The 26448-nt window shown below is 46.8% G+C and carries 26 protein-coding genes; 18 read left to right on the top strand and 8 right to left on the bottom strand.

Annotated features, from left to right (window positions below):
- Positions 1-24 precede the first annotated feature (24 nt).
- From ICL80_RS11885 to ICL80_RS11870, 4 genes are read left to right on the top strand one after another with little or no spacing between them, the layout of a single operon-like run.
- On the top strand, positions 25-1197 hold the full coding sequence (locus ICL80_RS11885) for a methyl-accepting chemotaxis protein (protein ID WP_194212535.1): 1173 nt from the start codon (positions 25-27) through the stop codon (positions 1195-1197).
- A gap of 17 nt (positions 1198-1214) precedes the next feature.
- Positions 1215-1514, top strand: coding sequence for an STAS domain-containing protein (locus ICL80_RS11880; RefSeq protein WP_194212533.1), 300 nt, complete (start codon positions 1215-1217; stop codon positions 1512-1514).
- Between the two features lie 34 nt (positions 1515-1548).
- Entirely contained in the window at positions 1549-2781 is a 1233-nt protein-coding gene (locus ICL80_RS11875; protein WP_194212531.1) for a PP2C family protein-serine/threonine phosphatase, read from the top strand.
- Positions 2778-3683: an ATP-binding protein gene (locus tag ICL80_RS11870; RefSeq protein WP_194212529.1), complete on the top strand. Its 906-nt coding sequence runs from the start codon at positions 2778-2780 to the stop codon at positions 3681-3683. The genes ICL80_RS11875 and ICL80_RS11870 overlap by 4 nt, the downstream gene beginning before the upstream one ends.
- A 10-nt stretch (positions 3684-3693) precedes the next feature.
- Here ICL80_RS11870 and ICL80_RS11865 read toward each other — a convergent pair whose 3' ends face one another.
- Complete coding sequence (locus ICL80_RS11865) at positions 3694-4623, bottom strand: LysR family transcriptional regulator (RefSeq protein WP_194212527.1); 930 nt, start codon at positions 4621-4623, stop codon at positions 3694-3696.
- Between the two features lie 107 nt (positions 4624-4730).
- On the opposite strand from ICL80_RS11865, the gene ICL80_RS11860 reads away from it, so the two are divergent.
- The gene (locus tag ICL80_RS11860; protein WP_194212525.1) at positions 4731-5207 is read left to right on the top strand and encodes a tetratricopeptide repeat protein; all 477 of its coding nucleotides are present in this window, start codon (positions 4731-4733) and stop codon (positions 5205-5207) included.
- A 2-nt stretch (positions 5208-5209) separates the two neighbouring features.
- Positions 5210-5623: an MAPEG family protein gene (locus ICL80_RS11855; RefSeq protein ID WP_194212523.1), complete on the top strand. Its 414-nt coding sequence runs from the start codon at positions 5210-5212 to the stop codon at positions 5621-5623.
- A gap of 9 nt (positions 5624-5632) precedes the next feature.
- Here ICL80_RS11855 and mnmD read toward each other — a convergent pair whose 3' ends face one another.
- The gene (gene mnmD, locus ICL80_RS11850; RefSeq protein WP_194212521.1) at positions 5633-7579 is read right to left on the bottom strand and encodes a tRNA (5-methylaminomethyl-2-thiouridine)(34)-methyltransferase MnmD; all 1947 of its coding nucleotides are present in this window, start codon (positions 7577-7579) and stop codon (positions 5633-5635) included.
- Between the two features lie 90 nt (positions 7580-7669).
- Here mnmD and ICL80_RS11845 point away from each other — a divergent pair, with 90 nt between their 5' ends.
- The 3 genes from ICL80_RS11845 to ICL80_RS11835 all read left to right on the top strand — a co-directional run bounded on the left by ICL80_RS11845 (position 7670) and on the right by ICL80_RS11835 (position 10160).
- On the top strand, positions 7670-8191 hold the full coding sequence (locus tag ICL80_RS11845) for a gamma carbonic anhydrase family protein (RefSeq protein ID WP_194215845.1): 522 nt from the start codon (positions 7670-7672) through the stop codon (positions 8189-8191).
- Between the two features lie 80 nt (positions 8192-8271).
- Positions 8272-9210, top strand: a complete 939-nt coding sequence (locus ICL80_RS11840; protein ID WP_194212520.1) for a DUF2336 domain-containing protein — start codon at positions 8272-8274, stop codon at positions 9208-9210.
- A gap of 371 nt (positions 9211-9581) precedes the next feature.
- Complete coding sequence (locus tag ICL80_RS11835) at positions 9582-10160, top strand: lysophospholipid acyltransferase family protein (protein ID WP_228073459.1); 579 nt, start codon at positions 9582-9584, stop codon at positions 10158-10160.
- Between the two features lie 8 nt (positions 10161-10168).
- On the opposite strand, the gene ICL80_RS11830 is transcribed toward ICL80_RS11835, so the two are convergent.
- The 3 genes from ICL80_RS11830 to ICL80_RS11820 form a co-directional block, all read right to left on the bottom strand.
- Positions 10169-11716, bottom strand: coding sequence for a DUF945 family protein (locus ICL80_RS11830; RefSeq protein WP_194212518.1), 1548 nt, complete (start codon positions 11714-11716; stop codon positions 10169-10171).
- Between the two features lie 77 nt (positions 11717-11793).
- Entirely contained in the window at positions 11794-13212 is a 1419-nt protein-coding gene (locus ICL80_RS11825) for an FAD-binding oxidoreductase (RefSeq protein WP_194212516.1), read from the bottom strand.
- An 18-nt stretch (positions 13213-13230) separates the two neighbouring features.
- Positions 13231-14184: an L-threonylcarbamoyladenylate synthase gene (locus ICL80_RS11820; protein ID WP_194212514.1), complete on the bottom strand. Its 954-nt coding sequence runs from the start codon at positions 14182-14184 to the stop codon at positions 13231-13233.
- 127 nt (positions 14185-14311) lie between these two features.
- Between ICL80_RS11820 and ICL80_RS11815 the strand changes: the two genes are divergently transcribed.
- The 8 genes from ICL80_RS11815 to ICL80_RS11780 all read left to right on the top strand — a co-directional run bounded on the left by ICL80_RS11815 (position 14312) and on the right by ICL80_RS11780 (position 23048).
- Positions 14312-16105, top strand: a complete 1794-nt coding sequence (locus tag ICL80_RS11815) for an acyl-CoA dehydrogenase (RefSeq protein WP_194212512.1) — start codon at positions 14312-14314, stop codon at positions 16103-16105.
- A 29-nt stretch (positions 16106-16134) separates the two neighbouring features.
- Entirely contained in the window at positions 16135-17331 is a 1197-nt protein-coding gene (locus tag ICL80_RS11810; protein WP_194212510.1) for an MBL fold metallo-hydrolase, read from the top strand.
- Positions 17332-17395: 64 nt separating this feature from the next.
- On the top strand, positions 17396-17653 hold the full coding sequence (locus ICL80_RS11805) for an exodeoxyribonuclease VII small subunit (protein WP_194212508.1): 258 nt from the start codon (positions 17396-17398) through the stop codon (positions 17651-17653).
- 13 nt (positions 17654-17666) lie between these two features.
- Positions 17667-18557: a polyprenyl synthetase family protein gene (locus ICL80_RS11800; protein ID WP_194212507.1), complete on the top strand. Its 891-nt coding sequence runs from the start codon at positions 17667-17669 to the stop codon at positions 18555-18557.
- Between the two features lie 43 nt (positions 18558-18600).
- Positions 18601-20532: a 1-deoxy-D-xylulose-5-phosphate synthase gene (gene dxs / locus ICL80_RS11795; protein ID WP_194212506.1), complete on the top strand. Its 1932-nt coding sequence runs from the start codon at positions 18601-18603 to the stop codon at positions 20530-20532.
- A gap of 13 nt (positions 20533-20545) precedes the next feature.
- The gene (locus ICL80_RS11790; RefSeq protein ID WP_194212505.1) at positions 20546-21301 is read left to right on the top strand and encodes a TlyA family RNA methyltransferase; all 756 of its coding nucleotides are present in this window, start codon (positions 20546-20548) and stop codon (positions 21299-21301) included.
- Positions 21294-22559, top strand: coding sequence for a 23S rRNA (uracil(1939)-C(5))-methyltransferase RlmD (rlmD, locus tag ICL80_RS11785; protein WP_194212504.1), 1266 nt, complete (start codon positions 21294-21296; stop codon positions 22557-22559). Before ICL80_RS11790 ends, rlmD begins: the two co-directional genes overlap by 8 nt.
- A 57-nt stretch (positions 22560-22616) precedes the next feature.
- On the top strand, positions 22617-23048 hold the full coding sequence (locus tag ICL80_RS11780; protein WP_194212503.1) for a hypothetical protein: 432 nt from the start codon (positions 22617-22619) through the stop codon (positions 23046-23048).
- A 5-nt stretch (positions 23049-23053) separates the two neighbouring features.
- On the opposite strand, the gene ICL80_RS11775 is transcribed toward ICL80_RS11780, so the two are convergent.
- Positions 23054-23812 carry a MipA/OmpV family protein gene (locus tag ICL80_RS11775; RefSeq protein ID WP_194212502.1) on the bottom strand — a complete coding sequence of 253 codons (759 nt, stop codon included), beginning with the start codon at positions 23810-23812 and terminating at the stop codon, positions 23054-23056.
- Between the two features lie 130 nt (positions 23813-23942).
- On the opposite strand from ICL80_RS11775, the gene ICL80_RS11770 reads away from it, so the two are divergent.
- Complete coding sequence (locus tag ICL80_RS11770; protein ID WP_194212501.1) at positions 23943-25160, top strand: hypothetical protein; 1218 nt, start codon at positions 23943-23945, stop codon at positions 25158-25160.
- 9 nt (positions 25161-25169) lie between these two features.
- Here ICL80_RS11770 and ICL80_RS11765 read toward each other — a convergent pair whose 3' ends face one another.
- The gene (locus tag ICL80_RS11765; protein WP_194212499.1) at positions 25170-26078 is read right to left on the bottom strand and encodes a glycosyltransferase family 61 protein; all 909 of its coding nucleotides are present in this window, start codon (positions 26076-26078) and stop codon (positions 25170-25172) included.
- Positions 26079-26159: 81 nt separating this feature from the next.
- Positions 26160-26432 carry a hypothetical protein gene (locus ICL80_RS11760; RefSeq protein WP_194212497.1) on the bottom strand — a complete coding sequence of 91 codons (273 nt, stop codon included), beginning with the start codon at positions 26430-26432 and terminating at the stop codon, positions 26160-26162.
- Between the last annotated feature and the right edge of the window lie 16 nt (positions 26433-26448).

Genomic DNA, 26448 nt, shown 5'->3' with positions numbered 1-26448 from the left:
ACTTGTGAACAGGGAACACCATTTATGGATGGCGATACGACATCTGAAGTAACAGTCATGCAGCCGTCTCTGGCGGCGCTGAAAGATGCTTTGCAAAGCTGGGTGGAACTAAGCCAAGTTGTTGGCCGTGGTTTTGTGACGCTGGATACGGAAGTTGATCTGGTTGCAAAACTAGTTGAGGATTCGACATCTGATCTAAGCACTTTGTTCCATAAAATGGTCGAAAATGCGCAGTTGCAGTCGCAAAATATGTCTGAGATTGTGCAGGCTGCATCCCTTGTTGATCTGGGTAACGAGCAGCTTACCATCCCCGAAATCATTGGCTTTCTGGAAGAGGTGTTCACAGAAGGCATTACCAATGTTTTGCATTTATCACAAACGGCAATGACCCTTGTTTATGCACTTGATGATGTTGTTATTGATGTGAATGAAGTGGTGAAACACATTGGGCAAATCGAGCAAATTAATAAACAAACGAACCTTTTGGCTCTTAACGCCAAGATTGAAGCAACTCGCGCAGGTGAGGCAGGTAAAGGTTTTGGTGTTGTAGCAGATGAAGTGCGGCAGTTATCAAAAGATATCAATGATTTAGCAAGTGTTCTGCGGTCCAGAGTTGATTCTGTGCATGGTGGCATAGAGCGAGGCCATGAGAAGCTTCAGTCTATTGCTAGTTTGGATATGAGCGGTAACTTAAAGGCCAAGGACCGAATTGAAAAGATGATGCACGGTCTTGTAGCACAGAATGACCGCTTCAAGGATAAAGTGGTTCAATCTTCTGAGATGTCACAGAAGCTACAAGCCGATATGTCTGGTGTGATCCAGCGGTTTCAGTTTCAGGATAAAACGCAGCAACAGCTTGATGGTGTGAAAAAAACCATGAGCGTTTTGCATGGCCTTACAGGGAAATTAGAATCGGAAAGCCTCAATATTGAAGGGGTTTCCAAGCTGACTGAAGATAGCGAGCGTATGGAAATTTGGGTTGATAGTATTGTTACCAGTTGTTCTCTTGGTGAAATGCGTCAACGTTTTACAAATAGTATGGTGTTAAAAAATATAGGTGACACAACGAACAAAGATGACGCCAGTTTTGATGATTCTATTGAGATGTTTTCGGTGCCAAAGGATGGGGCTACTGAAGCTATTGTAAGTGGGGGGAATACATCGTTTGATGACGATGATGATATTGAATTATTTTAATTATACAGGAGTCTGTGATGGAATATCGTATTGAAAATACTGGTGGTAATGCTGTTGTCAGGTTTACGGGTGACATAACTTTTTCTGAAAATGTTACATTTCGTCAGCTATTGAAAGACCTTGATGAACAAAATCTAACAAAATGTATCTTTGATTTGTCGAAGGTTGAAATGGTTGATTCAGCAGGCCTTGGTATGTTCCTTATTGCACGCGAACAGGCTGAAACAAATGGTTGGAAACTGGGTGTGACAGGTGCACATGGCCACGTTGCCAGTATGCTTAAATTGACAAAACTTTCAGACCTTCTTGAAGGCTAAAGCCAGGCTTAGTGTGTTTTAGGGAAGGGTATTCATGGCAGACACAACAGGGACGCCGCATAAGGCCGCTGGGCGCGACAAGGAAATAACGAGCAGCGTTCATGCCGCTAAAATCCTGATTGTGGATGATATGGTGCTTATGCAGCGTATGATTGGGCTGTGTCTTAATCGCGGCGGCTTTGAGAATCTGCTTTATGCATCTGATGGAGATCAGGCACTGAAGATGATCGAGGAGTTTATGCCTGATCTAGTAGTGCTTGATCTGAATATGCCGACAGTTTCTGGTTATGAAGTTTGCCGTACTCTGCGTGCTGACCCTAAATATAATAGCCTGCCAATTCTTGTGCAATCGGCCTCCGAAGCGCCAGAAGAGCGTGTTGAGGTGTTTAATTCAGGCGCAACAGACTTTGTTTCCAAGCCTATTAACCAGCCTGAGTTGCTGGCTCGTGTTCGGATGCATCTGGAAAATAAATTTTTAATACATAGCCTTAGTGATTTTCGGGCACGTATTGAGAATGAATTGGTGTTGGCTCGGGAAATGCAACGATCACTGTTGCCTGAGAAAGCAAGCTTGATTGAAATTGAAAAAGAAACCCGTACAATTGTTGAAAGCTATTACAAGGCCTCCTTTGAACTGGGGGGTGATCTGTGGGGCGGGTGGCTTCTGCCTAATAATCAACTGGGTTTTTATGTGCTTGATATTAGCGGTCACGGTGTTGCTGCAGCATTGAACACATTCCGTGTGCACGCCTCAATGGCTCGGTTTAAAGACACAATGACAGACCCGGCGTTATTTCTGACAGAACTAAACAAAGCCATGAAGGCAAGCTTTCAGTTAGGTCAGTTTGGCACTATGTTTTATGCCGTTTTAAACTATGAAACAGGTACATTAACATATGCAGGGGCTGGTGCACCGCGCCCTATGATTATTAGTGGCACAAATGTACGCTTACTTGATAGTTCGGGCATACCTGTTGGCGTTTTGAAGGAACCAAAATACGAAAATCACAATGACAGGCTTGAGGTTGGCGAAAGTATATTTTGTTATTCTGATGTTTTAATTGAAGCACCGATGGCTGGTGGTGCTATTTTGGGCGAGGACGGGTTGATCGACTGGGTAAAGGAACTCGTGAAATCCAAGGGTCGAACCCAATTAACGGCAAACTTGCTTGCGCGCTTTTTTGATACGCAGCCAGAAGCTTTGCCTGATGATTTAACAGCTGTAGCTATACACCGTAGAAGTGGCATAGAGGAGGGGAACGCATGACTTCTTCTCAAAAGCCCTATGCCATGATTTATGCTCCTGACAAGACCAGCACTCTTTACCAACAGCTTAAAGAGCTTGAAAGCTCAGAATATAGACTCGTTACTACAGCGGCAGTAGAAGATTTGGGGGCAGTTGGACTTGAAAAATATCATTCCATAAGCGCGTATATAATCGATGTGATGGCTCTTGATATGCCTTTAAAGGATATTATTGCCCATATTAGCCCCTCATATATAGAGGAGCGGGGTGTAGTCATTCTGGTGGGGACTAGTGCCCGGCTACAGATGGAAAAGCCTTGCCACACAAAGAACTTAAAGTATGTTGTCCTTGAAGATGACCCACGGCCATTACGTGTTGCAATATCTGTCGAGGTTGAAGAGTTTGAACGAATTCAGGGTTTGAAAAAGGCTATTTCTCAGTACAAGTCTGTTGTTGGGCAGGTAACAAGCGGCGAGTTTAAATTAAAAACGAGAAAAGAAGCCCAGCACCTCTCAACGATATTGTCCATGTCATGCCCTGATCCTGTGCCTGTTGCAATTGGGCTTTCGGAGCTACTTATAAACGGTGTGGAGCATGGTTGCTTGGGGATAAGCCACGATGAAAAGGGCACATTCATTGAAGCTGGCACCCTTAATGCAGAAATAGAACGCCGTAGAAAGTTGCCAGAAAATGCGGATAAATTTGTTGTCGTTAGCTATGAACGAAAACCTGATAAGGTAACCTTTATTATTAAAGATAGTGGACAAGGGTTTGATTTTAAATCTTATTTAGATAGTGCAAAAGGGCATAATCGAAAGCATGGCAGAGGGATAACTATGGCAAAAGGCTGCTTTGATTATCTCGAATATAGAGGCTCTGGTAACGAAGTTTTTGTTGTTCATGTTTTTCAAAAAGAGCTTTAGCTTTTTTACCTTAAACTTCTCCAGAAAATTGATGCCTGTGATCATGCAGCATATCACCTAAATAATCATACATGGCACGTATTCTGGCACTACGGCGTAGCTCTGAATGGCTAACAAGCCAAATGTCTGAACTGAAAATCACAAAATCACCAAAAAGGCGTACAAGGTTGGGGTCTTTTTCGGCAATGAGGCAACTATAGGCGCCAATTCCGTAACCGGCACGTACTGCGGTTGCAAGTGCTAGCAGATTGTTGGAGCGGAAAACCACATTTGAAAGTGGGCGTTTGGGCGCTTTTTGTTGGTTAACATGAGCTAAAATTTCATCGTGTGGCATAATGAACCGGTGTTCTCGTAGTTCTGAAAATGTTTCAGGTTTGCCGTGTTTTTCGATATAGTCTTTACTGGCATAGTATCCATAATTCATACTTACAGTACGTTTTGCGACCAGATCATTTTGAATAGGCCTGAACATCCGAAGCGCGATATCTGCTTCGCGCCTTAGCAGGTCTGATGCTGTATTATCTATTTTAATTTCTACAGTGATCTCTGGGTATATATCGTGGAAAGGGCGTATTTTTTGAACCAGCCATTCCGCCCCAATAATTTCAATGCAAGAAATAATAACACTGCCCTGCAGGCTGGTGTCGTGACCTGTTATTAAGCGCTCAACTGTATGCACATCATCGCGCATATGGGCGGCACGCGCTAAAATCTGCTCTCCGAGTACGGTTATCTCAAGCCCTGAGCGTGTTCGGGAAAATAGCTCAGCACCAACAGTTTCTTCAAAAGTTGTCAGGCGCCTTGATAAGGTTGGCTGGCTTACAGAAAGTTTGCGTGATGCAGCCGACAAACTACCTTCCTCTGCTATTGCCAAAAAATATTTAAGGTCATCCCAGTCAATTGTGTTGGGCTTTATCGTTGGTTTGGATTTAATATTCATATTTGAATACCTATCATACATTTAATGTTATTTATATTCATATATGAATTGGTGTATCTCTGGCAACAGGAAAATAACCAGACAGTTTTGTCAGATGGAGAATTGAAATGATACACAGCTTTAAAAATGTAATTATAGCCTCAGGCTTAGGCTTGATGTCACTTACCGCAGCCTCTCATGCGCAAGTGTACTATTTTGAAGAAGACCCCAATGTTCACAAAGCGGAGCTTGCTGTGCGGGCTGGTGACCTTATAAAAGCTGCCCAATATTATAGCCGGGCAGCCAGAAGTGTCTCTGGTGAAGAGCGCCTGCTACCGGTTTTAAATACCCTCTGTATTGTTGAATATGCCAATGGCAATTTTGAGGCCGCGATTGAGGCATGTACAAAAGCGGTTAAAACGGATCGTAAGTACTGGCAGGCCTATTTAAACCGCGGCAATGCAAAGCGCGCGCTGGGCGATATGGACGGCGCTGTAAGTGATTATAATAAGGCTAAAAAACTGAATCCAAAGACAGCTCTGGTCAACGAGGCACTTGCCGGGTTATTAAAGGAAACTGGGAAAAATTATGCTGAGGTACATTAATCATGTTGGATACTATTTTATACCCTCTTGCTACACAGGTGCTGTTGACCTTTATCATCTTGTTTATACTGGCATATCGGCGGTTATCAGCGTACGCCGCCGGTAAAACAAACGGCGCATATTTTAAGGTGTTTTCAGGGGCCGTGGGAAGCGAGCCAGAAGATGTGCAAGTTGCACAGCGTAGTTTTCTAAACCAGTTTGAAATGCCTGTGCTGTTTATTGCAGCCTGTATTGCAGCGCAGGTTTTTGGCAAGGCTGATAGTATAGTGGTGATTATGGCATGGTGTTACGCAGCCTTGCGTATTGTACATGCTTTGGTGCACCTGATTGGAAATAATGTTTTGCACCGGTTTAGGGTGTTTATCTTAAGCAATATTGTATTACTTGTGATGTGGGTATTAATTGTACTGCCATAAACACGCTGATTAGTTAGTCGTTTTATGGGGCTCTCTAACCCTGTTTTTACGGATAATTTTTTTAATCAAGTGGCGCGCCGGATGTAAGGCTGTGTATGTTTCAAGGGCTACCGGTAGCGGCCTACCACATATTATGGCGCTTAGAATTTCTGCCGCGAGAGGGGCTTGTTGAAAGCCCTTCGAGGCAAACCCCGTCATAACATAGAGGCCTTCCTGATACACAATGGGGTCAAGCCCCCTGATACGGGCATCTTTCATCATGGGGGCAAACTGTTTTTGCGTGCTCAGCCAATCAGGCACAGCGCCAACCATAGGGCGGTGATCAAGCGATGATACTCGAACGCCAGTCCAGCTTTCAATATGGCTGTCGTCGCTAGGTTCAACGCCAAGATGAAGCGCTGTGTTTTGCTCTATTTTACGGCGGCTTTTCTTTGTGGGAGGAATAGAAAGCACACCGTTTGGTGTTTTTTCAAATGTTGAGCCTACAGTCTGAACATCTTTGTTCTGGTATCTGCTGGGGGCCGTTACATAGCCGCCAAAAGCGATATTTTTCTTTGCTAGGCCTGCTGTGTTTGCATCATAGATTTCGCATTGCCCGCCCCGTAAATTAAAGTGCAGGTTTTCGCCACCGGTTAAAAGCTGCTCTGTTGCAGGACCTGCCGCAACCACCAGAATATCGGCATATAGTGTTTTTTTTGTGGTTTCTATGCGCCATCCGTCACTGCTTTTTTCAAAGCTACTGACGGCTTCTGGAAGTGTTGTTATACCTGTGAGCAAGGTGTTAATGGCCTTTTCGGGGTATATACTGCCAGCTTTTGGCAACACTGCCTGCTGTTCTACAAGGTGGAGCCAGTTTTCAGGCCAATCAAGAAAACTGGCCGCTTTTACCATTTTATTGGTGGCGGGGATATTTTCATCGCGCAGTGTTAGGCCTTTGGTTCCTAACCATGCGGTGTCATAAGCCGGAAAGCTGCAAGCATGGGCAAAGGCTGAGCGTGCAAAAAGCGTTACTGGTGTGTTATCGCGCTCTAAACTGGGGGCTAGAATAGCGACAGGAACGCTTGATGCACCGGGGGTGGTGCCAGCAAGTACTGTAACGCTTTTTCCTGCAAGCTTTAACTGGTTGGCAAGGCTGGCGCCAGCAATGCCAGCACCGACAATAATAACGGAGTTTCCCTTTGCGGGCGCTGGAAATGCAGCCCACATCGGCACATGTGATTTTGCGGCTTTATCGATATTTTGCGGGGTTGTTAATGTGCCAACCAATCTCTCGCGCTTGCGGCCGTACCCGGGTGCTTTTTGTACGGTAAACCCGCGTTCCCGCAGGCCTCGTTTTACAAAGCCTGCCGCGGTAAATGTTGCAAACCGGGCACCGGGTTTTGATAGCCGTGCTATCTGGTCCAGTATACAGTCTGACCACATGTCGGGGTTTTTTGCCGGGGAAAAACCATCCAGATACCAAGCATCAACGCGGGCATGGAGTGTCGGGAGCGTATCGGCTGCTTGCCCAAATAATAGCAGCAATTTGATGCGGCCATTTTCAAAGCTACGGCTGTGAAACCCAATGGAAGGCGGAGGCCATGCCGCCCTTAGTTTTTCTGCATACATGCCAAGTTCAGGAAAAGTGGCATGGGCCTGCTCCAGCGCTTCTTCTGAAAGCGGGAAACCTTCAGTAGATATGAATGTCAGGCAGCCTTGCTGGTTTGTTTCCAGCCATGCTTTATAGGTACATAAGAAATTAAGCCCGGTTCCAAACCCTGTTTCGGCAATGACATAATGATTTTGTCCGTGCCATATCTCTGGGGCACCTGTGCCTTTGATGAAAACAAACTCAGATTCTTCAAGGCCATTTTCCGTGGAATAATAGACATCGCCGTACACTGGTGCTATCGGTGCATTATCGCGCCACGTTAGTTCGCTTTTTTCTATTTTCCTAATGGTTGTTTTGGCGGGCATATGAAAATAGAACCTGATATTGGGCTTGTTATAGGAAGCTTTACTATTAGTGTAGCTGGTCTGCAAGGTAGCATGTTAAGGATCAATAGTATGCTTTATGAACTCGACGGTAAAAAACCAACTCTACTTGATGAAAGTGCCTGGGTTGCCCCTTCGGCCGCTGTGATTGGCGATGTACAACTGGCTGCTGGCTCCAGTGTTTGGTTCAATGTCACGATCAGAGGTGATAACGACAGTATTATTATTGGTGTAGATACAAATATTCAAGATAACTCAGTTCTGCATACTGACGCTGGATTGCCTCTGGTAATTGGTCAAGGTGTTACTGTGGGGCATCAGGTTATGCTGCATGGATGCACAATAGGAGAAAATTCCCTTATCGGTATGGGGAGCACCATTTTAAACAGGGCAAAAATTGGCGCAAACTCTATTGTGGGCGCAAACAGTCTTGTAACAGAGGGCAAAGAATTTCCAGATAATGTGTTGATCGTTGGTAGCCCTGCGCGTGTTGTTCGTGAATTAAAACCAGAAGAAATGATCATGATGAAAAAGTCGGCAGAAATTTATGTTCTTAATGCCAAGCGGTTTCAAACTGGCTTAAAGTCTGTTTGAAAATAATTGCTATCATTATGTATTCTTTAACGAAAATCCGATAATGCTTAAGAAGTTATTATAGCAATGAGTTTTTTCTTGTGAATGATATTGACCAACTTCGTGAAATTTCCCTTGAAGGGCGTCAAGAGATTGCGCGCAAAGTGGGTCGCATTCTTGCCAATACAGCAAATGGTCTTGAGAAACAGGCTGCCCTTGAACTTGCAAAAGCACTGGTGGAGGATGCGGCTGTTTCTGTCAGAGAAGCACTGTCTGCAGAACTCAGAACATGCCTTTTTTTGCCAAAGGATATTGTGCAATCCATTGCACATGACATTGAGCAGGTTTCCATGCCCTTTTTAGTGGCTGCTTCAGCTATCGATGATGCGTTGCTCGAAGAAATAGTCCTGAGTGGTAATGAAAAGGCACAAGAAGCCATTGCGGGCAGAAAAGGCCTCTCAGAAGCAGTGAGCTTTGCCATCAGCGATGTGGGAACCAAGCCTGCAGTTGATACACTTTTGTCTAATGAAACTGCGGATGTATCCAAACGTAGTTGTGACAGGGTTGTAGATCGTTTTCCGGATGAGCGCAGCCTGATGGAAAAGCTTGCCGCACGGGCTGATTTGCCCATTGACGTGGTTGAAAGAATTATTTTTAAGATTTCCCGCGAGTACGGCGAGTATATGGCGAAAAAATATCGTCTTTCTAATGATTATGCGTCGTATCTGGTTTCTCTGGCAAATAGGCAGGTTTTTGCCCGCACCATAGAACTTGCGCCGCAAGCTGAAATGGAAAATTATTTACGCCAGTTACACTCTGTTAAATCACTTGGTTCTGACATGCTGTTAAATTACCTGCAGAATGGGCATATACGGCTTTTTACCACGGCGCTTTCTATTTTGTCAGGTAAATCTTACAGGGTTATTGAAGATATATTGAATAAGCGCGATAAAAACTTGCTTGCACGTCAACTTGAACTTGCTGGATTTTCACGGTCGGTTGTTGGTGTGTTGCTGATTGCTTTTGAACGGCTTCGCTAAAATATTCCTTTTTATCACGCTGACTAAACGGTGTTCCATTTTGGGGCACTGTTTCAGTTTGGGATTATAAATAATGGCTTTCTGTGTCTCATTATGAGGCGGTGATATTTAACTGGCTGAAATATATGGATTTATTAATTGGCACATGGATTGCTAATCCATAGCTGTACCTCATTTGGTTTGCCTGAAACTGCAGGGGTGCTGTTTTGAGTATGATGTTCTGAGTATATGTTTTGAGTAATGAGCCAGCTCTTTTGCCTGAGAGGCTGGCATCAGAATTTGCGGCGGATGGGGAAACCTGTTCGCCGCTTTTTTTATATACGCTTGTTGATTAAAGCGTATGATGCCAATAGGGAAATAGGGGATAAAGTGTGGCGTCAAAGCTTATATACGATAATGCTTTTTTTCGCAGCCTTATGGCGGTGAGTGGCAAGCTGTTCTTAAAATTGCTGGGGTGGAAGGTCGTGGGTACCGTTCCTGATCAGAAAAAGTTTGTGGCTATTGCTGCGCCCCATACTAGCAATTGGGATTTTCCACTTTTCATGGCTGTTGTTGGTTGCTTTAATCTGCATATTCGGTTTTTGGGTAAACATACGCTGTTTCAAGGTGCTAGCGGCAAGCTGTTCAGTTACTTGGGTGGAATTCCGGTTGATAGAACAAGTGATGAAGCGGGTGCCCTGGTTGGTCAGGCTGTAGAGGCTTTCAACCAGTCAGAGCATATGATCTTAGGCATTGCACCAGAAGGAACGCGTACGGCTGTTTCAAAATGGAAAACTGGGTTTTACCGCATTGCTGTGCAGGCGGAGGTTCCTATTTTGCTGGCCTTTGTGGACAGGCGTACAAAGCAGATCGGGCTTGGTCCTCTTTTTATGCCTACAGGTGATAAAGAGGCTGATTTAGCCGCGATACAGGCATTTTACACCGGTAAAACAGGTGTAAAAGCCTTGTAAAGGGTGACCTAGCCTTTAGTGAAAATATCAGACACCTTCATGAACGGTTTGCCGTTTATGAAAAGCTGATCATCCTTTACCTTAAAAGTCGCTATATAGTGATTTCCTTCTTTCACAATAAACCCAAGGGACTGATAGGTTAGCGCCAGTGTATTGATGCGTTCTGATAGCTGCTCTTCTGTGGGTGGTTTAGGCAAAAGAGCAAGGGATTGAACGGCGATATTATGGATATAGTCTGAGTCAATATCGATAACGAGGTCGCCTTCAATATAGGGGGCTATATCTGCTAAGCTGTTTATGTTGCTGGCGATTAAACCATCTTGAAGCATCAAGCTACCATGTGTAGCAATTTCATTGCCATCAAGGTTGATGGAATAGTTGCTAATATCAATATAGGGTTTAGCGTCAACTTGGTCCTGTACAAGCTCTTTATAGGCTGCAAAATCAAAGCTACCAAATTGATCAGTAGGGTCTGGCGCTGCCGCTTTTTTCCACATCTCCATCGATAATTTTGATTGTGCTTCGGGTAGGGCTAGAAGTATGTTTTCAATGCGCGTTGCTGCTTTCAGGTCACCAAGCTCTATAGGTGTACCATTTCGCGTTATGTTTAGGCCGTTCAGTGTTAAGGCGCTTTCACCGTTTATTAGCGCTGGGTTCTGAGGGTTTACAGAAACAGATATGGTGGAGCTGAGCGGGCCAGTATCAAAACCTACATCGCCTTTGTGTGAATCAGACACAGTGAGTTTCACGCCGTCCATTTCAGCGGTATAGGTACCGTCCCAGTACCCGGGTGCCAGCCTGCTGATATCGGATGTGACCACCATAGGTGAAATTGCCAGATGCAAAGGCTTTTGGTCAGGGCCACTTAAATGCAGGGATATTGTACCGCTTTTAAATTTTATCAGCGATGAGTTGGCGTCACTTGATAAGTTCCACGTGTACTGTATTGGATCTACAGATACATCAAGTTGGGTGATGGCATCAGAGCGTGGAGCATCAACAATATTAATTTTACCGCCTTGAACTTTGGCTTTTAAGCTTACATCACCGCGGTATGATACGCCGATGGTATATTGTGTTGTTAAAAGCTTTTCAATAGCGCCAATGTGGCCTTCAATTGCCTTTAGGCGCGCCTGTTTTTCTTCTGTGCCGGCATTCTTTTTTGCGGCATCAAGAATACTACCCAGTTTTAAGGTTTGCGTGCCGCTTGCGTAGGCTGCTGCAAAGTGAATACCATTTTTCACGATGATAGGGCCGTGAGTGAGGTCTGTTTCGGTGCTGATGTAGGCGCTTGTACCATCCGTGTTAATTGCAAAGCCCAGTTCCATCATTGGTTTTATAAAAGCTGTGGGGATAGGGGTGCGTACTGTAAAGTGGGATGTAAACCAGCCTGATTCAAAATCAGACACTTCAAATGGAAAGCTGCTTTGCTCGCTGTAAGCGTGAACAGTTCTCTTGATGCCATCTTCAACCCGATTGCTGATCAGTTTTGCGCCAACAACCTGTACACCAGCAGCTACAGCAACAATACCAGCAATTACATAAGATAGTTTCATAACGTCCCCTTTGTCGTGTTTAAGGGGCATACTAGAAAGGAAGTGGTGCAGTTATCAATTGAAATTTATAAGAAACCTCAAAGAAACAGAACGCCGGGGTTCATTATGTTGTTTGGGTCTAAGGCCTTTTTAATGCACCGCATAGTGGTAAGTGCTGCCGGGTTTTTCAGGCGGGCCAGTTCCTCTTTTTTCATGGTGCCAATACCGTGCTCTGCAGAAATAGAGCCTTTATGACTTGTGACTATGTCATGTACGAGCCGGTTCATACTATCCCAGTGTGCTAAAAACTCTTCTTTATTGGCATTTTCTGGCTGCAAAACATTAAAATGTAAGTTGCCGTCACCCAAATGCCCAAAGGGCGTAACACGGCAACCGGGGTAGGCAGCTTCAAGGGTTTGAGTTGCTTCCGTAATAAAGGCAGGCACATGAGAAACGGGTACGGCAATATCATGCTTGATACTGCCGCCGCCGTGCTTTTGTGCCTCTGACATGCTTTCCCTAAGTTTCCAGAAAGCTTTTGCCTGAGTTTCAGACTGGGCTTCAGCGCCGTCTTGTATCAGGTGGTTTTCCATATTGCTTGCAACCCATTCCTCAAGCTTGGTACGCAGGCCACTGTCAGGCGAGCTGGTTGCCACCTCCATGAGAATGTACCAAGGGTAGGGCTTGCTTAAAGGGTTTATCGTACCGGGGATATGGGTAAGCACTAGCTCAAGCCCTGCATGTGGCAAAATCTCAAAAACTGAAACTCTGTCAGCGGTTTCGGTACGGGCACTGGCGAGCAATTCCAGCGCATCAGATGGGCTATCAACGGCCAGCCAGTATGTACGCCGTTCCAGTTCAGGCGGGAAAAGCCGAAAGGCTACTTTGGTTACGAGGCCTAAGGTTCCCTCCGCGCCAATAAAAAGCTGGTCCAAAGCGTATCCTGTGTTGTTTTTCCTGAGCGAAGAAAGGCTATCATATATTTCCCCGTCAGGCAGGATAGCCTCTATACCTATTGTTAAGGCCCGTGTTGTGCCGTAGCGCACCACATGAACGCCGCCAGCGTTGGTTGATACAACACCGCCCGCGGTGCAGCTCCCCTCTGATGCCAGCGATAGCGGAAAAAGTCTGTTGGCGGCCTTTGCTGCATCTTGAATGGCCGCGACAGTACAGCCCGCATCTACTGTCACGGAATAGTCTGCAGCATCTACACGAATGTTACTGTTCATGCGCTTTGTGCTGATAAGCACCTCATCGCGCCCATTAAGGCCGGGCAGGCTACCCCCCACAACCCCGGTGTTGCCGCCTTGTGGAACCAAAGCAATTTTATGCTCGTTGCAGTAGCGAACAACCTGTGCAGCCTCTACCGTGCTATCGGGCATAACCATAAGGCTGGTTTGGCCAAAGTATTTGCCGCGCCACTCTTTTATGTGGGGGGCAATGTCCGTTGGGTCCGTGGTCGCGCCTTTTGGGCCGAGCATGGTTATAAGAGCTTCAATGTGGTGCTGTGCTGGCATACTCGTATATTTCTCTGTTTAGCCTTGTCTTGGTGCTGCTGCGCGTTTTAAACGGTCGTTAATGGCAATGCCAATGCCTTCATTCGGTATTGGGGCCACAGCAATGGTTCTGGCGCCTGTTTCATCTGCCTTGCGAAGAAACGAAAATAAATTATGGGCTGCTTCTGCAAGGCTACCCTTTTCACTGAGGTTCAATGTGCCACTATAATCGCCAAAGCCAATGAATATTTCATGATCATATGCGTTTGTTGCATTCAGCCGGACATTGGCAGTGGGCGCATAGTGGCTTGCCAGCTGGCCGGGAGCGGTTATCTGGATGGTTTCTCTGTCAAACACCGCATGCCCTGTGGCAGCGGTAATATCATCAGCAGTTACACTGCCGGGGCGCAGCAAGGTAATGCGGTTATCAAGAACGGATACAATTGTTGATTCGATACCAACATCAGTGGTGCCGCCGTCGATAATGAGGGCAATTCGGGTGCCGAGTGTTTGGGCAACATCCATCGCAGATGTAGGGGATAATTTGCCAGAAGGGTTAGCACTAGGTGCTGCAATTGGTCTGCCCAAGTGCTTGATAATAGAAAGGGTTACGGCGTTAGAGGGGCAGCGAACAGCAAGTGTCTTTAAACCAGCCGTAACGGAAAGTGGTATTTCTGCCGTTTCTTTTTTTGGTAACACTAAAGTTAACGGGCCGGGCCAGAAAACTTCCATCAGTTTTTGGGCAAACGGCGAGACAGAAACATATTCCTTAGCCATTGATATATTTGACACATGGCAAATCAGGGGGTTATTTGACGGCCTACCTTTTGTTGTATAAATATCCGCAACAGCACTACTATTTAAGGCATCTGCTGCTAGGCCGTATACAGTTTCAGTTGGCACAGCAATTAATTGCCCTATTTCAAGTGTGCGAACGGCAAGTGCAATGGCTTTTTCACTGTTTGCCGGAATAATAAGAGGTGTTGTCGCCATACACAATGTCTCACTTGAGGGATAATGACCATGCTGTGTACCACAAAGAATGGCCAGTTTGGTGTTTAAGTAGCTGATAAGCCAGCTTTTGCTAGCTGGCAATGCTTTAATGGGAAGTTATTTTTTTATGAATGAATATAAAGCGCCACTTGAAGAAATTACATTTGTCCTTGAAACAATGGCTGACATGAAAAACTGGGATCATACGCCAGGTTTTGAAGATGCAGGCGAAGATCTTGTTACCGCAGTGCTTGAGGAGGCGGGCAAGCTTGCGCGCGATATTATTGCGCCAACGAACCGTATTGGTGACCTTGAACCTCCCGTTTTAAAAGACGGTGTTGTTACAACACCTGATGCCTTTAAGCCTATGAATGCTGCCTTTGTTGAAGGTGGCTGGCCCACACTCGCGGCTGACCCAGAGTTTGGTGGTCAGGGTTTACCCTCTGTGCTGGCGACAGCGGTTACTGAAATGGTGACATCCTCCAACATGGCTTATAGCCTGCAACCTTTGTTAACCAGCGGTGCGATTGAAGCAATTAATGCCCACGGCACAGACGAACAACGCCGTACCTATTTGCCTAATATGATATCGGGTATCTGGTCTGGTGCAATGAACCTCACTGAACCGGGCGCAGGCTCCGATGTTGGTGCGCTCAGGGCAAAAGCTGAAAAACAGGCTGATGGTAGCTATAAAATAACGGGTCAGAAAATTTTTATCACATGGGGTGAGCATGATCTTTGTGATAACATCATTCACCTTGTGCTGGCGCGCCTGCCGGATGCCCCGGAAGGCACTAAGGGCATATCCATGTTTGTTGTGCCCAAGTTCCATGTGAATGAAGATGGTAGCCTCGGTGCCCGCAACGATCTCAGATGCGTTAGCCTTGAGCATAAGCTTGGCATTCATGCCAGCCCAACATGTGTGATGTCTTTTGGTGATGAAGGTAACTGTGTTGGGTATATTGTCGGCGAAGAAAATAAAGGCATGCGTAATATGTTCACGATGATGAACCATGCCCGTATTGGTGTGGGCCTAGAAGGGGTGGCAATTGCAGAACGGGCATATCAGCAAGCTGTATATTATGCAAAAGACCGGGTTCAGTCTGCGGCGATTGGGGCAAAGTCTCGCGCTTCTGTTGCCATTATTGAACACCCAGATGTTCGCCGCATGCTGCTTAGCATGCGTGCTACATGTGAAGCTGCCCGCGCAATTATTTACCGCAATGTTTGGGCGTTGGACCGTGCGCATAAAACAAGCGATATGGAAGTAAAGAAAGCTGCCCTCGGTGAAGCTGATTTATTAACGCCTATTTCAAAAGCTTACTCTACAGACATCGGTGTAGAAGCAGCTTCACTTGGTGTGCAAATTCACGGTGGTATGGGGTTCATTGAAGAAACCGGTGCAGCCCAACATTACCGTGATAGCCGTATTGCCCCCATTTATGAAGGTACAAATGGTATTCAGGCCCTTGACCTTGTTGGGCGCAAGTTAAACTCAGAGGGCGGCGTGCACTGGAAGGCTTTGATTGCAGAAATGCGCGAATTTACAGCCGGTATGGACCGGTCGATGGCAGGCTCAAAGCCCGTGCTGGAAGAGGGTATTAATGCACTCTCAGACGCCGCAGAAACTCTGTTTGCCAACGGATTTGACCGTATCGTGGATACTGCAGGTGCTGCTACGCCGTACCTTCGTTTGTTTGGCACTGTTCTGGGCGGCTATCTGCTTGCACGGCAGGCTGTAGAAGCAGAGAGAAGGTTAGCAGCAGATGACGGCAACCCGGCATTTCTAAAATCGAAAGTCACTGTTGCAAAATTCTTCATTGAACAATTGCTCCCGCAAGCCACATCATTACTAGGGCCAATCAAAGCGGGTGCGGCTGAATTAATGTCAATGGATGCGGATGACTTTATCCGTACATAAGGGCTTGTTGAAAGCCCATGAGGGATAAAATGAAAAAAATCTTAGCACCGGATCAGGAGAACCCTGTTCCGGAAAATACTGAAGTTTCCGATCATACGACAAGTTACTCCAAGGGTGATGAAAACCTAAGCTATATATTTAATAATGTTCCACAAGATATTGAAATAATTGAAGTATCAAGTGGTATATTATGGGCTAGAATACCCCTGCCGTGGACACTGGATCATATAAATGTTTACCTGCTTGATGAAGGCGATGGCTGGACAGTTATAGATACAGGCGCGCAGGGCAAGCGCGGCCGTGCCATGTGGCAAAGGCTTGAGAAAAAAGTGATGGGTGCTAAACCCATTCTAAATGTGGTTGCAACCCACATGCACCCTGATCATTTGGGCCTTGCAGGCTGGCTGGTTAAACGGCACGGCGCAAAATTCTATTGTACACTCGGTGAATATCTAATGGCTCAAACGCTGTGGCTGGGGGCAAAACCCCATATGCCACAGCATGATATGGATTTTCTGTTCAGGTCTGGCGTGAGCCGCAAATATGAAGAAATGATCCGCGCTGCAGGGTTTGGGCGGTTTAAAAAAGGTGTGCACAAACTGCCTGAATCTTTTCAGCGCATGGAAGAGGGCATGGTATTAACTTTTGGTGGCCGCAAGTGGTCTGTGGTTATTGGGCGCGGTCATTCGCCAGAACATGCCTGTTTGGTGTGTCTGGACGAGCCTTTAATGATTTCTGGCGACCAGATACTGCCTGATATTACATCCAATGTATCAGTTTATGCCCGCGAACCCTATGCAAACCCGCTTGCACATTGGATTTCAAGCCTTGATCGGATGAAAGGCCTAAAGGGGGATCCTGTGGTGTTGCCATCACACGGTAAGGTTTTTACCGGCCTGCAAAACCGGCTCGAGACACTTATCAGTGGCCATATACGTAAGCTTGGCGGCTTGCATGCTTACTGTGATAGCCCTGTAACAGCTGTGGAAACATTCCCGGCGCTTTATCGGCGCAAAATTTCAGGGATGGAATTTTTTATGGCGCTCGGCGAAGCATTGGCTCACATTCATTTACTGGAATCACTTGATTTAATGACACGCACCATAGACGGCGATGTCTATAAATTCCAAGCCAAAGGCGCTATTGATAGTGTTGATATAACGGCGGCTGTAGCAAAGCTGCCGGGTATTTCTTTGCCTGTTTTGGATGCTTTGGTCGCGGAATAGTCTTTACGAGGCGGTCAGCCGGTGCCATATAGTCAGGGAATTAAGATATTAACGGGGGATAACCATGGCGGATACCGGGCTGGACACAAAAGATATTGCAAACCTTAGCTTTGAAGAGGCTATGGCTGCCTTGGAGCAGGTTGTAGCAAAGCTTGAATCCGGCAACGCGCCTTTGGAAGATTCTATAAACCTTTATACTTACGGTACAAAACTAAAGGCACACTGCGAAGCCAAGCTAAAAGATGCACAGGCGAAAATTGAAAAAATTACGCTTGATGCAGCTGGTAATGCTACGGGCACTGAACCCCTTGATGTAGAATAGGCTATTTAATCTAATGGCTTCTGATTTAATGGATACCATGGCTGCAACCTCTGTGGCTATTGGGCAGGTGCTTGATAAGCTTTTGGTGGTTCCGGCTGGACCTGAAGCACGTGTTCAGGAAGCAATGCGGTATGCTGTTTTTAACGGCGGCAAGCGCCTTCGCCCCCTTCTTGTGCTAGCAAGCGCAGATTTGTTTGGTGTTGAACGTCAGCACGCCTTGCATGTTGGGGCAGCGCTTGAGTGTGTGCACTGTTATTCGCTTATTCATGATGATTTGCCCGCTATGGACGATGATGACATGCGGCGCGGCCAGCCAACGGTTCATAAAAAATTTGATGAAGCTACGGCTATCCTTGCGGGAGATGCCTTGCTTACCCTTGCTTTTGAAATATTGGCAAGTACAGATACACACCCAGACCCCTATGTAAGACTTGAGCTGGTAAAAAGCCTTGCTGTTGCATCTGGTGGCCACGGTATGGTAGGTGGCCAGATGATAGACTTGACGGCCGATGATTATGATCTTGATGAAAGAGCTATTTTTCGTCTGCAGTATATGAAAACCGGGGCTTTATTGTCATTCGCGGTTGAGGCTGGGGCCATTATGGCCCATGCAGGTAAAAAGGTGCGCGCATCCCTTGCTGGATATGCGCGCGATCTAGGGCTTGCGTACCAGATTGCAGATGACCTTCTCGATGCTTTAGGCGATGCTAACGTTGTGGGAAAAGCAACAGGTAAGGATGCTGACGCGGGCAAAGCAACCATCGTTGGCATACTAGGAATTGAGCGGGCGCAACAACAAGCGGCCATTCTATCACAGCAAGCAATTGACCATTTGGCAGATTTTGATAAAAAGGCCGCGCTTTTACGCGAAATAGCAGAGTTTGCTATAAATAGGCGTGCGTGAATGCTACTAATGGCTTAGGCATAGCGCATATAAAGGAATAAACTTGAGCGTACGTCCTGAAACACCCCTCCTTGATAAGGTGCCAACCCCCAAGGAATTGAGAGCTTTGCCAAAGTCTAAACTTCGGCAAGTGGCAGATGAACTGCGTTCTGAAGTGATTAGTGCTGCCTCTATCAGTGGCGGGCATTTTGGTGCGGGGCTTGGTGTGGTGGAACTGACGGTTGCCCTGCATTATGTTTTTAATACGCCAGACGACAGGCTTATTTGGGATGTGGGCCATCAGGCCTATCCCCATAAAATTTTAACCGGCAGGCGCGCAGGCATTCGAACCATTCGCCAAGGTGATGGCCTTGCACCCTTCACCAAGCGTACCGAAAGCGAATATGACCCGTTTGGCGCGGGGCATTCTTCCACGTCTATAAGTGCAGCACTGGGTATGGCCGTTGCCAATAAGCTGTCTGGCAAGAAGGGCCGCTCTATTGCTGTTATCGGTGACGGTGCCATGAGCGCAGGCATGGCCTATGAAGCCATGAATAATGCAAAGCAGGCTGGTAACAGATTGGTTGTTATCCTGAATGATAATGATATGTCTATTGCCCCTGCTGTTGGCGGTTTAAGCGCATATCTTGCCAAAATTATCAGTTCTGAAACATTCCTGAGCTTGCGCGGGTTTGGTAAAAAGATTGTTGAGTTGCTGCCAAGGCCTTTGGCTGAGCGGGCGCGTTTGTGGGAAGAAAGCGCGCGCGGCCTTGCTATTGGCGGCGGCACGTTGTTTGATGAGCTTGGTTTTTATTATGTTGGCCCTATTGACGGCCACAATATGGACCACCTGTTACCTGTGCTTGAAAATGTGCGTGATACAGAAGAAGGCCCCATTTTGGTGCATGTAGTAACAGAAAAGGGCCGGGGACACCCGTTCGATACACCAAATCAGGAAAAATACCATGCTGTCCCGCAGTTTGACCTGATCACAAAAGAACAGAAAAAGTCGAAGCCTGTCGCCCCTACATATACCAATGTGTTTGCTGAGAGCCTGATTGCGGAAGCAGAAAAGAACGATAAAATCATTGCAATTACAGCGGCGATGCCGTCTGGCACCGGGTTGGACAAGTTTGAAAAACGTTTTCCTGATCGCACATTTGATGTGGGTATTGCCGAGCAGCATGCAGTTACTTTTGCGGCGGGTCTTGCCGCTGAGGGCTATATTCCGTTTACTGCGATTTATTCAACCTTCCTACAGCGTGCTTACGACCAGATTGTGCATGATGTGGCCGTTCAAAGCTTACCGGTAAGATTTGCAATCGACCGTGCAGGTCTTGTTGGGGCTGATGGCCCAACACACGCGGGCAGCTTTGATATTACGTACCTTGCAAGCCTGCCAAACATGGTTGTTATGGCCGCTGCGGATGAGGCAGAACTAAAGCATATGGTGGCAACGGCTGTCAGCATTACCGACAGGCCGTCTGCTGTACGCTACCCTCGCGGGGAGGGTGTGGGTGTTGAGATGCCGGTAAAAGGCGAGATACTGCCGATTGGTAAAGGCCGGATTGTTAAAAAAGGTAAGTCTGTTGCTATTGTTTCTCTGGGATCGCGCCTTGCTGAGGCCCTGAAGGCCGCAGAGGAACTGGAAACCAAAGGGCTATCTACAACAGTTGCTGATGCGCGTTTTGCAAAGCCGGTTGACGAACAAATGCTGAAAGACTTAGCGGCAAGCCATGATCTTCTGATCACGATTGAAGAAGGCTCCATTGGTGGCTTTGGTGCCCATGTGATGGACTATCTGGCAGGCGAAGGCATTTTGGATGGCTCCCTTAAAGTTCGTGCGCTTAAATTGCCTGATGTATTTCAGGATCATGATAAGCCAGAAAAAATGTATGAAGAGGCAGGACTGAATGCGTCTGGCATTGTGGCGGCTGTGCTAAAGGCGCTGGGCCGGAATGATCTGGGCCAATCTGTAACAACGCGCACATTATAGGCTGGGCACCCTTATGGCAGCCAAAATACGGGCAGATGTAGCACTTGTTGATCGCGGCCTTGTGGAATCGCGTGCCAAAGCGCAAGCGCTTATAATGGCGGGTGTTGTGTTTTCTGGTGAAAGCAAAATTACGAAGGCAGGCCAGCAGGTTAAGGATGAAGACCCGCTTGACGTGCGCGGTAAAGACCACGACTGGGTTAGCCGTGGCGGCTTAAAACTGGAAAAAGGTTTGGCGCATTTCGGTGTTATCCCCACAGGCTATACAGCGATTGATGTCGGTGCATCCACGGGCGGCTTTACGGATGTGCTACTTACAAACGGGGCCGCACATGTTTATGCGGTTGATGTGGGGCGCGGCCAGCTTGCATGGAAGCTGAGGGGCGATGAACGGGTTACTGTGCTGGAAAAAACCAATGCCCGCTATTTGACAGAGGCTGAAATTCCGGTGCCGGTTGATATGGTTGTGTGTGATGCTAGCTTTATCTCGCTCAAAACCGTATTGCCTGCTGCTCTTGGTTTTGTAAAGCCCGGCGGGTGCCTTATAGCGCTTATCAAGCCGCAGTTTGAGGTTGGCAAGGATAATGTGGGCAAGGGCGGTGTGGTGCGTGATCCCGCGCTGCACAAAGCTGTTTGCGGCGATATTGGCGACTGGTTGAACAGCCTTGATGGCTGGCAGGCTGTTGGTATAACCGAAAGCCCGATAAAAGGACCGGAAGGCAATATAGAATTCCTTATATACGGTACAAAAACTGGCGGTATCAGTGGCTGAAATAATTGAGCTTGAAATTATCTCGCTTGGGGCGCAGGGCGACGGTGTTGGCACACACGGTGATGTGCCAGTATTTGTGCCGCACACTGTGCCGGGCGACAGGGTGAAAGCCGTTGTTCGTGAAACCCGCAAAAACGGCATATACACTGATCTTAGCGAGGTTATATCGACAGGAAATAACCGCCGCACACCTGCTTGCACACATTTTGGCACATGCGGCGGTTGCCAACTTCAATATGTTGCGGATGATTATTACCGTAGTTGGCTGGTGGAACGTGCCCAAACGGCGCTTGCACACCACGGGTTTGATAGCGCCCTGATACAGCCTGCACACATTAGCCCGCCTGCAAGCCGTAGGCGTGTTGCCCTTAAGGCACTTAAAACTATTAGCGGTGTTGTGCTTGGGTTTAATGAGCAAAAAAGCCATCAGATTGTTGATTTGAAAGAATGCCCTGTTAGTCATCCTGATTTAACAAAACTTTTTGCGCCGCTGCGCACAATTCTGGGGGCAGTCTTACCGCAGCGTATGCAGGCAGAGGTGCACCTGACTTTAACCGCAAGCGGCGTTGATATGCTGGTTGAGGCTGCAATTAACCTTTCACTGGAAGCCCGTGAAAGCTTGGTTGGTTTTGCCAATGACCATGACCTGGCAAGTTTGCATTTTCGGGATGAAGGCTTTCTTGACCCAGTGGCGATCCGCTGTGAACCAGTGATGGACTTTGCTGGCGTTAAAGTAAGCCTGACACCTGCAAGCTTTATTCAGGCGACGGCAGAAGGCGAGGCCACGCTTGTTGCTGAAGTGCTGGCTGCAACAGAGGAGCACAAGCGCGTTGCAGACTTGTTTGCTGGCATGGGCACCTTTACCTTTCCTTTGGCGCGTCGCCACCAAGTGCTGGCGGTTGAGGGGGCAAAAGCGCCGCTTGATGCTTTAAAAGCCGCGGCCGACTTTGCTACAGGCCTGAAACAGATTATACCACTGCACCGCGACCTTTTTAGGCGACCAATGACAGCAAAAGAGTTAACGGCCTTTGATGCTGTGGTATTTGACCCACCGCGCGCTGGCGCAAAAGAGCAGGTGGCAGAAATAGCCCTCTCTGATGTTAAAACCGTGGTGGGTGTTAGCTGCAACCCTAACACCTTTGGCCGCGATGCCCGCATGCTGGCAGACGGCGGGTACACATTGACACGTGTGGTGCCTGTGGACCAGTTCCTGTGGTCGCCGCACCTAGAACTGGTGGGTGTGTTTAGAAAAGCCTGATTTTTTCATTTGGCCAAGCTATGCTACATTAGCCTATCTTAAAAAGAGGAGGTTAGCATGTTTGAAGGCTATCCACTGCTAAAACGTGTTGCTATGGGCAAACTTGTTGGCGCCTGTTTTGGGATTGCAGGCTTTTTTCTCATGCCGGTTTTGTGGCCTGATACGGGCATGATGATGCGCGTTGCCGTACTGCTGTGGTATATTACATTTGGTGCTGTTATTAGTCTGTTTGCACTCTTGACCTATAACCCAGTACTAAAGCTTAAGATGCCGTGGTGGTTTATTTGCAGCTTTACGGGCGCTTGGCTTGATCTGGTGCTGATGCTGTTTATTTACGGCGACCTGACAGCCATGTTGCAGGTGTGGCCGGGTGATGGCAGCGTGTGGGCATGCCCGTGGTGGTTTGTACTAGAAGGGGCACTGGTGGGCTTGGCTGTGGGCTTTTTTACCCACAACACATCACATCATGTGGTTGATGAAACTATATAAACCCTTTAAAAACTATAGGTTAGACCCAGACCTGCTTCAAAAATGTGATCTTTATTGATACCGGGGTTATCTGTAACGGTGGAACCAAGGAACTCTACCCCAGCAAGACCAACGAGCATCCACTGCTGAGCGAGTTGGTAGCGTGCCATAATATTTGTTTCAACAACCCAGGTATCGGAGTTTGGTGTATATACGGGCAGGATAGTTTTGTTATCCGAAATCATTTTAGCATTTTGTTCAGTTGTAACGCCCCATAGATAGTTGGTGAGCTTGCGGCTTTGCCATGCCACCTCAACAGACGGCGTAACCACCAGTTTACCAAATTGAATATCACGGCTGTATTCAGCGGAAACCTCAATGCCGTTACTTGTATCAGTGGCATCATGCAGAGCCATAAGCTCAAATTCGCCGAGGGCTGTTTCCAATTCGGCTATAATACCAATGTCAGCCGTTATCTTGTTGCGGCTTTCGCCGGGCAAGGTGCGCATGGCAGCAATTATGCTCACTTCAAGCTCAAGCTCGTCAGTGTCGCTATTGTCTTCGGTTGTTAGCCTATAACCAAGCATTGGGCCCTCAATAAAGAAGCGCTCCCCCCTGTAGGCGACAAAGGGAAAGGCTTCAAGTTCACTACCTTCTGCGGCAAAAGGGCTGGCTTCATACAAACCAATCGCACCAACAGACCATTTAGGTGCCGCATCCTGTGCTGCAAGCTCTGGCGCTTCACTTGCAAGAAAGGCAGCAGCGAGAAGGTGATGTGGTCGCATAAAGGTGTCTCCAGTTTGTGTATTTAAAGTATTCAAGTAGCAGAGTTTAAGGCCCAGTAAAATTATAAACATCATTAAGACATAAAGATGGCTTTACACTTTAGCATGCGTAAGGGTAATGCTGTTAACCATGAAATTAATTGATTATATAGTTATAGTTATTGCTGTTTTTGTGCTGTGGCTTTTAATGCGAAAGCCTGTGCGTGAAAACAGCTTGTGGCGTGCCACTGTCACGCCGCTTGCCTCCATTATTGGGAGTGGGTTCCTTATTGTGGCGCCCTTGCTTGCCGAGGTTGCTGGCAGTTTTGCGGCAAGTGCTATGGCGGGTATTATTGTGGTGGCATACGGGCTTGGTGCTGTTATTCGCTATAATATCAGGTATGCAGAACCCCTGATAAACGATGATGATGAACAGACTTTTGTGGAAAGGCTTGAGCACCTATCAAGGCTGGCGCTTGCTTTTGCCTATGTGATCTCTGTTACCTTTTACCTGCGCTTGCTGGCGTCGTTTGTGCTTGAAGGTGTGGGCATGCGAACAGAGCTGCTGGGGCAGGGTTTAACCACTGCGGTTTTGGTTTTCCTCGGTGTTGTTGGGGCGTTTCGCGGCCTTAAAATTATGGAACGGATGGAGGAATATGCCGTATCTATAAAGCTGGCGATAATTGCGGCGCTTGTTGTGGGGCTAGCATATTATGATGTTGGCAGCGGCTATGACTTGGGTAGCCTGAGCGCGGGGGACATGGGCTTGACCGAGCGCCTGCGCATGCTTGCAGGCATGCTACTGGTTGTGCAGGGCTTTGAGACATCACGCTACCTTGGGGCCACATACGGAACAGAAATGCGTGTTAAAAGTATGAGGTTTGCGCAGGGCTTGTCTGGCATTATTTATATTGCCTTTGTCGCGCTTGTTTTGCCCTTGTTGCAGTATGTTGCCACTGGGAACCCGGATGAAACCGCAATTATAGAGCTAACTGGTCGTGTGGCTGGTGCGCTTGCTGTTATGTTGATTATTGCGGCGATCATGAGCCAGTTCAGCGCGGCTGTGGCTGATACGATCGGCGCAGGCGGGCTGGTAGAGGAACAAACCAAGGGTAAGGTGAAAGCCCAGTACGCCTATATCGCTATTGTTGCGGTTAGTGTTGTGCTGGTATGGACAGTGGATATTTTCGCGATTGTTTCCTACGCATCCCGCGCCTTTGCGGCTTACTACCTGCTGCAAACCCTGATTGCGATTAAAGTCGCGAGCGTTAAAAGGCCAAGCACCCAGCGCCTTGTTGAGCTAACAGCACTGTCTTGCGCTGCAATGCTACTGCTGCTGATTACTATCTTCGCCATCCCTGCTGATTAGGTTTTGTGATTATTTTTTAAGTTCGTTATATGTGGCATTCATGGCTTCACTTAGAATCTGGTTTCTTTCGTCGCTTGGTTCCATTATGTGAAAATGATCTGCATATTCTTTAGCTGTGTCATACTTTTTGTCATGAAGTGCCAAGTGCGCTTGCAAGTATGTATTTTCAGCATTGAGGGTGCGAATTTTTTTCTGTTTACGAGCTAATTCTGAAATCAGTAATTGGACAAGGTAACTTTCCATATCCTCGGCGTCTTTTAAGAAAGGTTCTGAAGATTTATCGAGAAAATCTTTTAGATCATTATAATAATCTTTTGAAAGTTTAGAGTTGCTTTTCTCTAGAAAGGCCTCACTTCGCAAAAATTCTAGAACTGAGTCACCACAAAGATAGCTAAGCGCTTTATTTCTATTTCTTCCTTGTGGGCTTTTAGGAAGAAATGCCAATTGTCCACTGAATATAGATAGTTTAGAGATCTTTGGCTCTAGAAACGTATGTACTTGGTTTGGCCTGCGCGACAGGTATGCAACTTCTGCTTTAATCGGGGGTAAAATGTCGAACAAGTGAACTGCACTACCTTCACTCATAATCACTTTTTCTGCATTATAAAGTGTACTTAGTTGTTCTTTAATGCAGTGGTTTTCAGGGTAAAATGGTGTGTAGCCTTCTTTTTCTAAAAAAAATTCTAATTCTTTTTCTAAAGTAAGCCTACCTGAGCTTAAGTGACCTCGAAGAATACAGATTTTCTTTGGAGTGTTTTCCGAATGAAACGCTTTTTGGGTTATCAGCTTTGAAAGGAACGTTGAATACCAATGCTGTGTTTCTCCTCCCAAGTGTTTACCTTGCTCTCCTATGGTTAGCTCTTCCACGCAAGTAGGGTTATCAAGTATAAGCCAATGTTTTATCTGAAACAGTTCCATCAGCTCTATGAAAAAACTGGATGGTTTTATGTTCTTTCCATTGGTGATGAATAAAACCGTATGGTTACGATATTCTGTTTCCTAACACACCCATAATCTATGAACAAATTCTGCAATGAAATGCCCAAAATGTGGATGGTAGTGTCCTCCCCAGACATATTTACCTTTTAAGGTATGTGAGGGAGATTTGGCACCCTCTGCAGATATATCGGCAACCTTCTTGCCTCGGTGGTGTCTTGCAAACTTCGGGAAGTTTTCAGGATTAGCTAATCCGCCCGCAAATAAGGCTTTATTTTCTTTTTTGATAATTTTCCACGGAGCTAACTCAACATTAAGAAATGTTTCTAACTGCATGTTGCTTGCACCTATG

Source organism: Kordiimonas pumila, assembly GCF_015240255.1.
Lineage (GTDB): Bacteria > Pseudomonadota > Alphaproteobacteria > Sphingomonadales > Kordiimonadaceae > Kordiimonas > Kordiimonas pumila.
The sequence above is the reverse complement of the archived record's forward strand: the minus strand, read 5'-3'. Positions and strand labels throughout refer to the sequence as shown.

Excerpts from the sequence above, each read along its gene's own strand:
- mnmD (WP_194212521.1), bottom strand. The coding sequence starts at position 7,579 with ATGCCCGCCAAAACAACCATTAGGAAAATAGAAAAAAGCGAACTAACG.
- ICL80_RS11870 (WP_194212529.1), top strand. The coding sequence starts at position 2,778 with ATGACTTCTTCTCAAAAGCCCTATGCCATGATTTATGCTCCTGACAAG.
- ICL80_RS11780 (WP_194212503.1), top strand. The coding sequence starts at position 22,617 with ATGTTTGAAGGCTATCCACTGCTAAAACGTGTTGCTATGGGCAAACTT.
- ICL80_RS11885 (WP_194212535.1), top strand. The coding sequence starts at position 25 with ATGGATGGCGATACGACATCTGAAGTAACAGTCATGCAGCCGTCTCTG.
- ICL80_RS11880 (WP_194212533.1), top strand. The coding sequence starts at position 1,215 with ATGGAATATCGTATTGAAAATACTGGTGGTAATGCTGTTGTCAGGTTT.
- ICL80_RS11855 (WP_194212523.1), top strand. The coding sequence starts at position 5,210 with ATGTTGGATACTATTTTATACCCTCTTGCTACACAGGTGCTGTTGACC.
- ICL80_RS11875 (WP_194212531.1), top strand. The coding sequence starts at position 1,549 with ATGGCAGACACAACAGGGACGCCGCATAAGGCCGCTGGGCGCGACAAG.
- ICL80_RS11830 (WP_194212518.1), bottom strand. The coding sequence starts at position 11,716 with ATGAAACTATCTTATGTAATTGCTGGTATTGTTGCTGTAGCTGCTGGT.
- ICL80_RS11820 (WP_194212514.1), bottom strand. The coding sequence starts at position 14,184 with ATGGCGACAACACCTCTTATTATTCCGGCAAACAGTGAAAAAGCCATT.
- ICL80_RS11765 (WP_194212499.1), bottom strand. The coding sequence starts at position 26,078 with ATGGAACTGTTTCAGATAAAACATTGGCTTATACTTGATAACCCTACT.
- ICL80_RS11860 (WP_194212525.1), top strand. The coding sequence starts at position 4,731 with ATGATACACAGCTTTAAAAATGTAATTATAGCCTCAGGCTTAGGCTTG.
- ICL80_RS11800 (WP_194212507.1), top strand. The coding sequence starts at position 17,667 with ATGGCTTCTGATTTAATGGATACCATGGCTGCAACCTCTGTGGCTATT.
- ICL80_RS11760 (WP_194212497.1), bottom strand. The coding sequence starts at position 26,432 with ATGCAGTTAGAAACATTTCTTAATGTTGAGTTAGCTCCGTGGAAAATT.
- ICL80_RS11805 (WP_194212508.1), top strand. The coding sequence starts at position 17,396 with ATGGCGGATACCGGGCTGGACACAAAAGATATTGCAAACCTTAGCTTT.
- ICL80_RS11865 (WP_194212527.1), bottom strand. The coding sequence starts at position 4,623 with ATGAATATTAAATCCAAACCAACGATAAAGCCCAACACAATTGACTGG.
- ICL80_RS11775 (WP_194212502.1), bottom strand. The coding sequence starts at position 23,812 with ATGCGACCACATCACCTTCTCGCTGCTGCCTTTCTTGCAAGTGAAGCG.
- ICL80_RS11845 (WP_194215845.1), top strand. The coding sequence starts at position 7,670 with ATGCTTTATGAACTCGACGGTAAAAAACCAACTCTACTTGATGAAAGT.
- ICL80_RS11810 (WP_194212510.1), top strand. The coding sequence starts at position 16,135 with ATGAAAAAAATCTTAGCACCGGATCAGGAGAACCCTGTTCCGGAAAAT.
- ICL80_RS11790 (WP_194212505.1), top strand. The coding sequence starts at position 20,546 with ATGGCAGCCAAAATACGGGCAGATGTAGCACTTGTTGATCGCGGCCTT.
- ICL80_RS11770 (WP_194212501.1), top strand. The coding sequence starts at position 23,943 with ATGAAATTAATTGATTATATAGTTATAGTTATTGCTGTTTTTGTGCTG.
- ICL80_RS11815 (WP_194212512.1), top strand. The coding sequence starts at position 14,312 with ATGAATGAATATAAAGCGCCACTTGAAGAAATTACATTTGTCCTTGAA.
- ICL80_RS11825 (WP_194212516.1), bottom strand. The coding sequence starts at position 13,212 with ATGCCAGCACAGCACCACATTGAAGCTCTTATAACCATGCTCGGCCCA.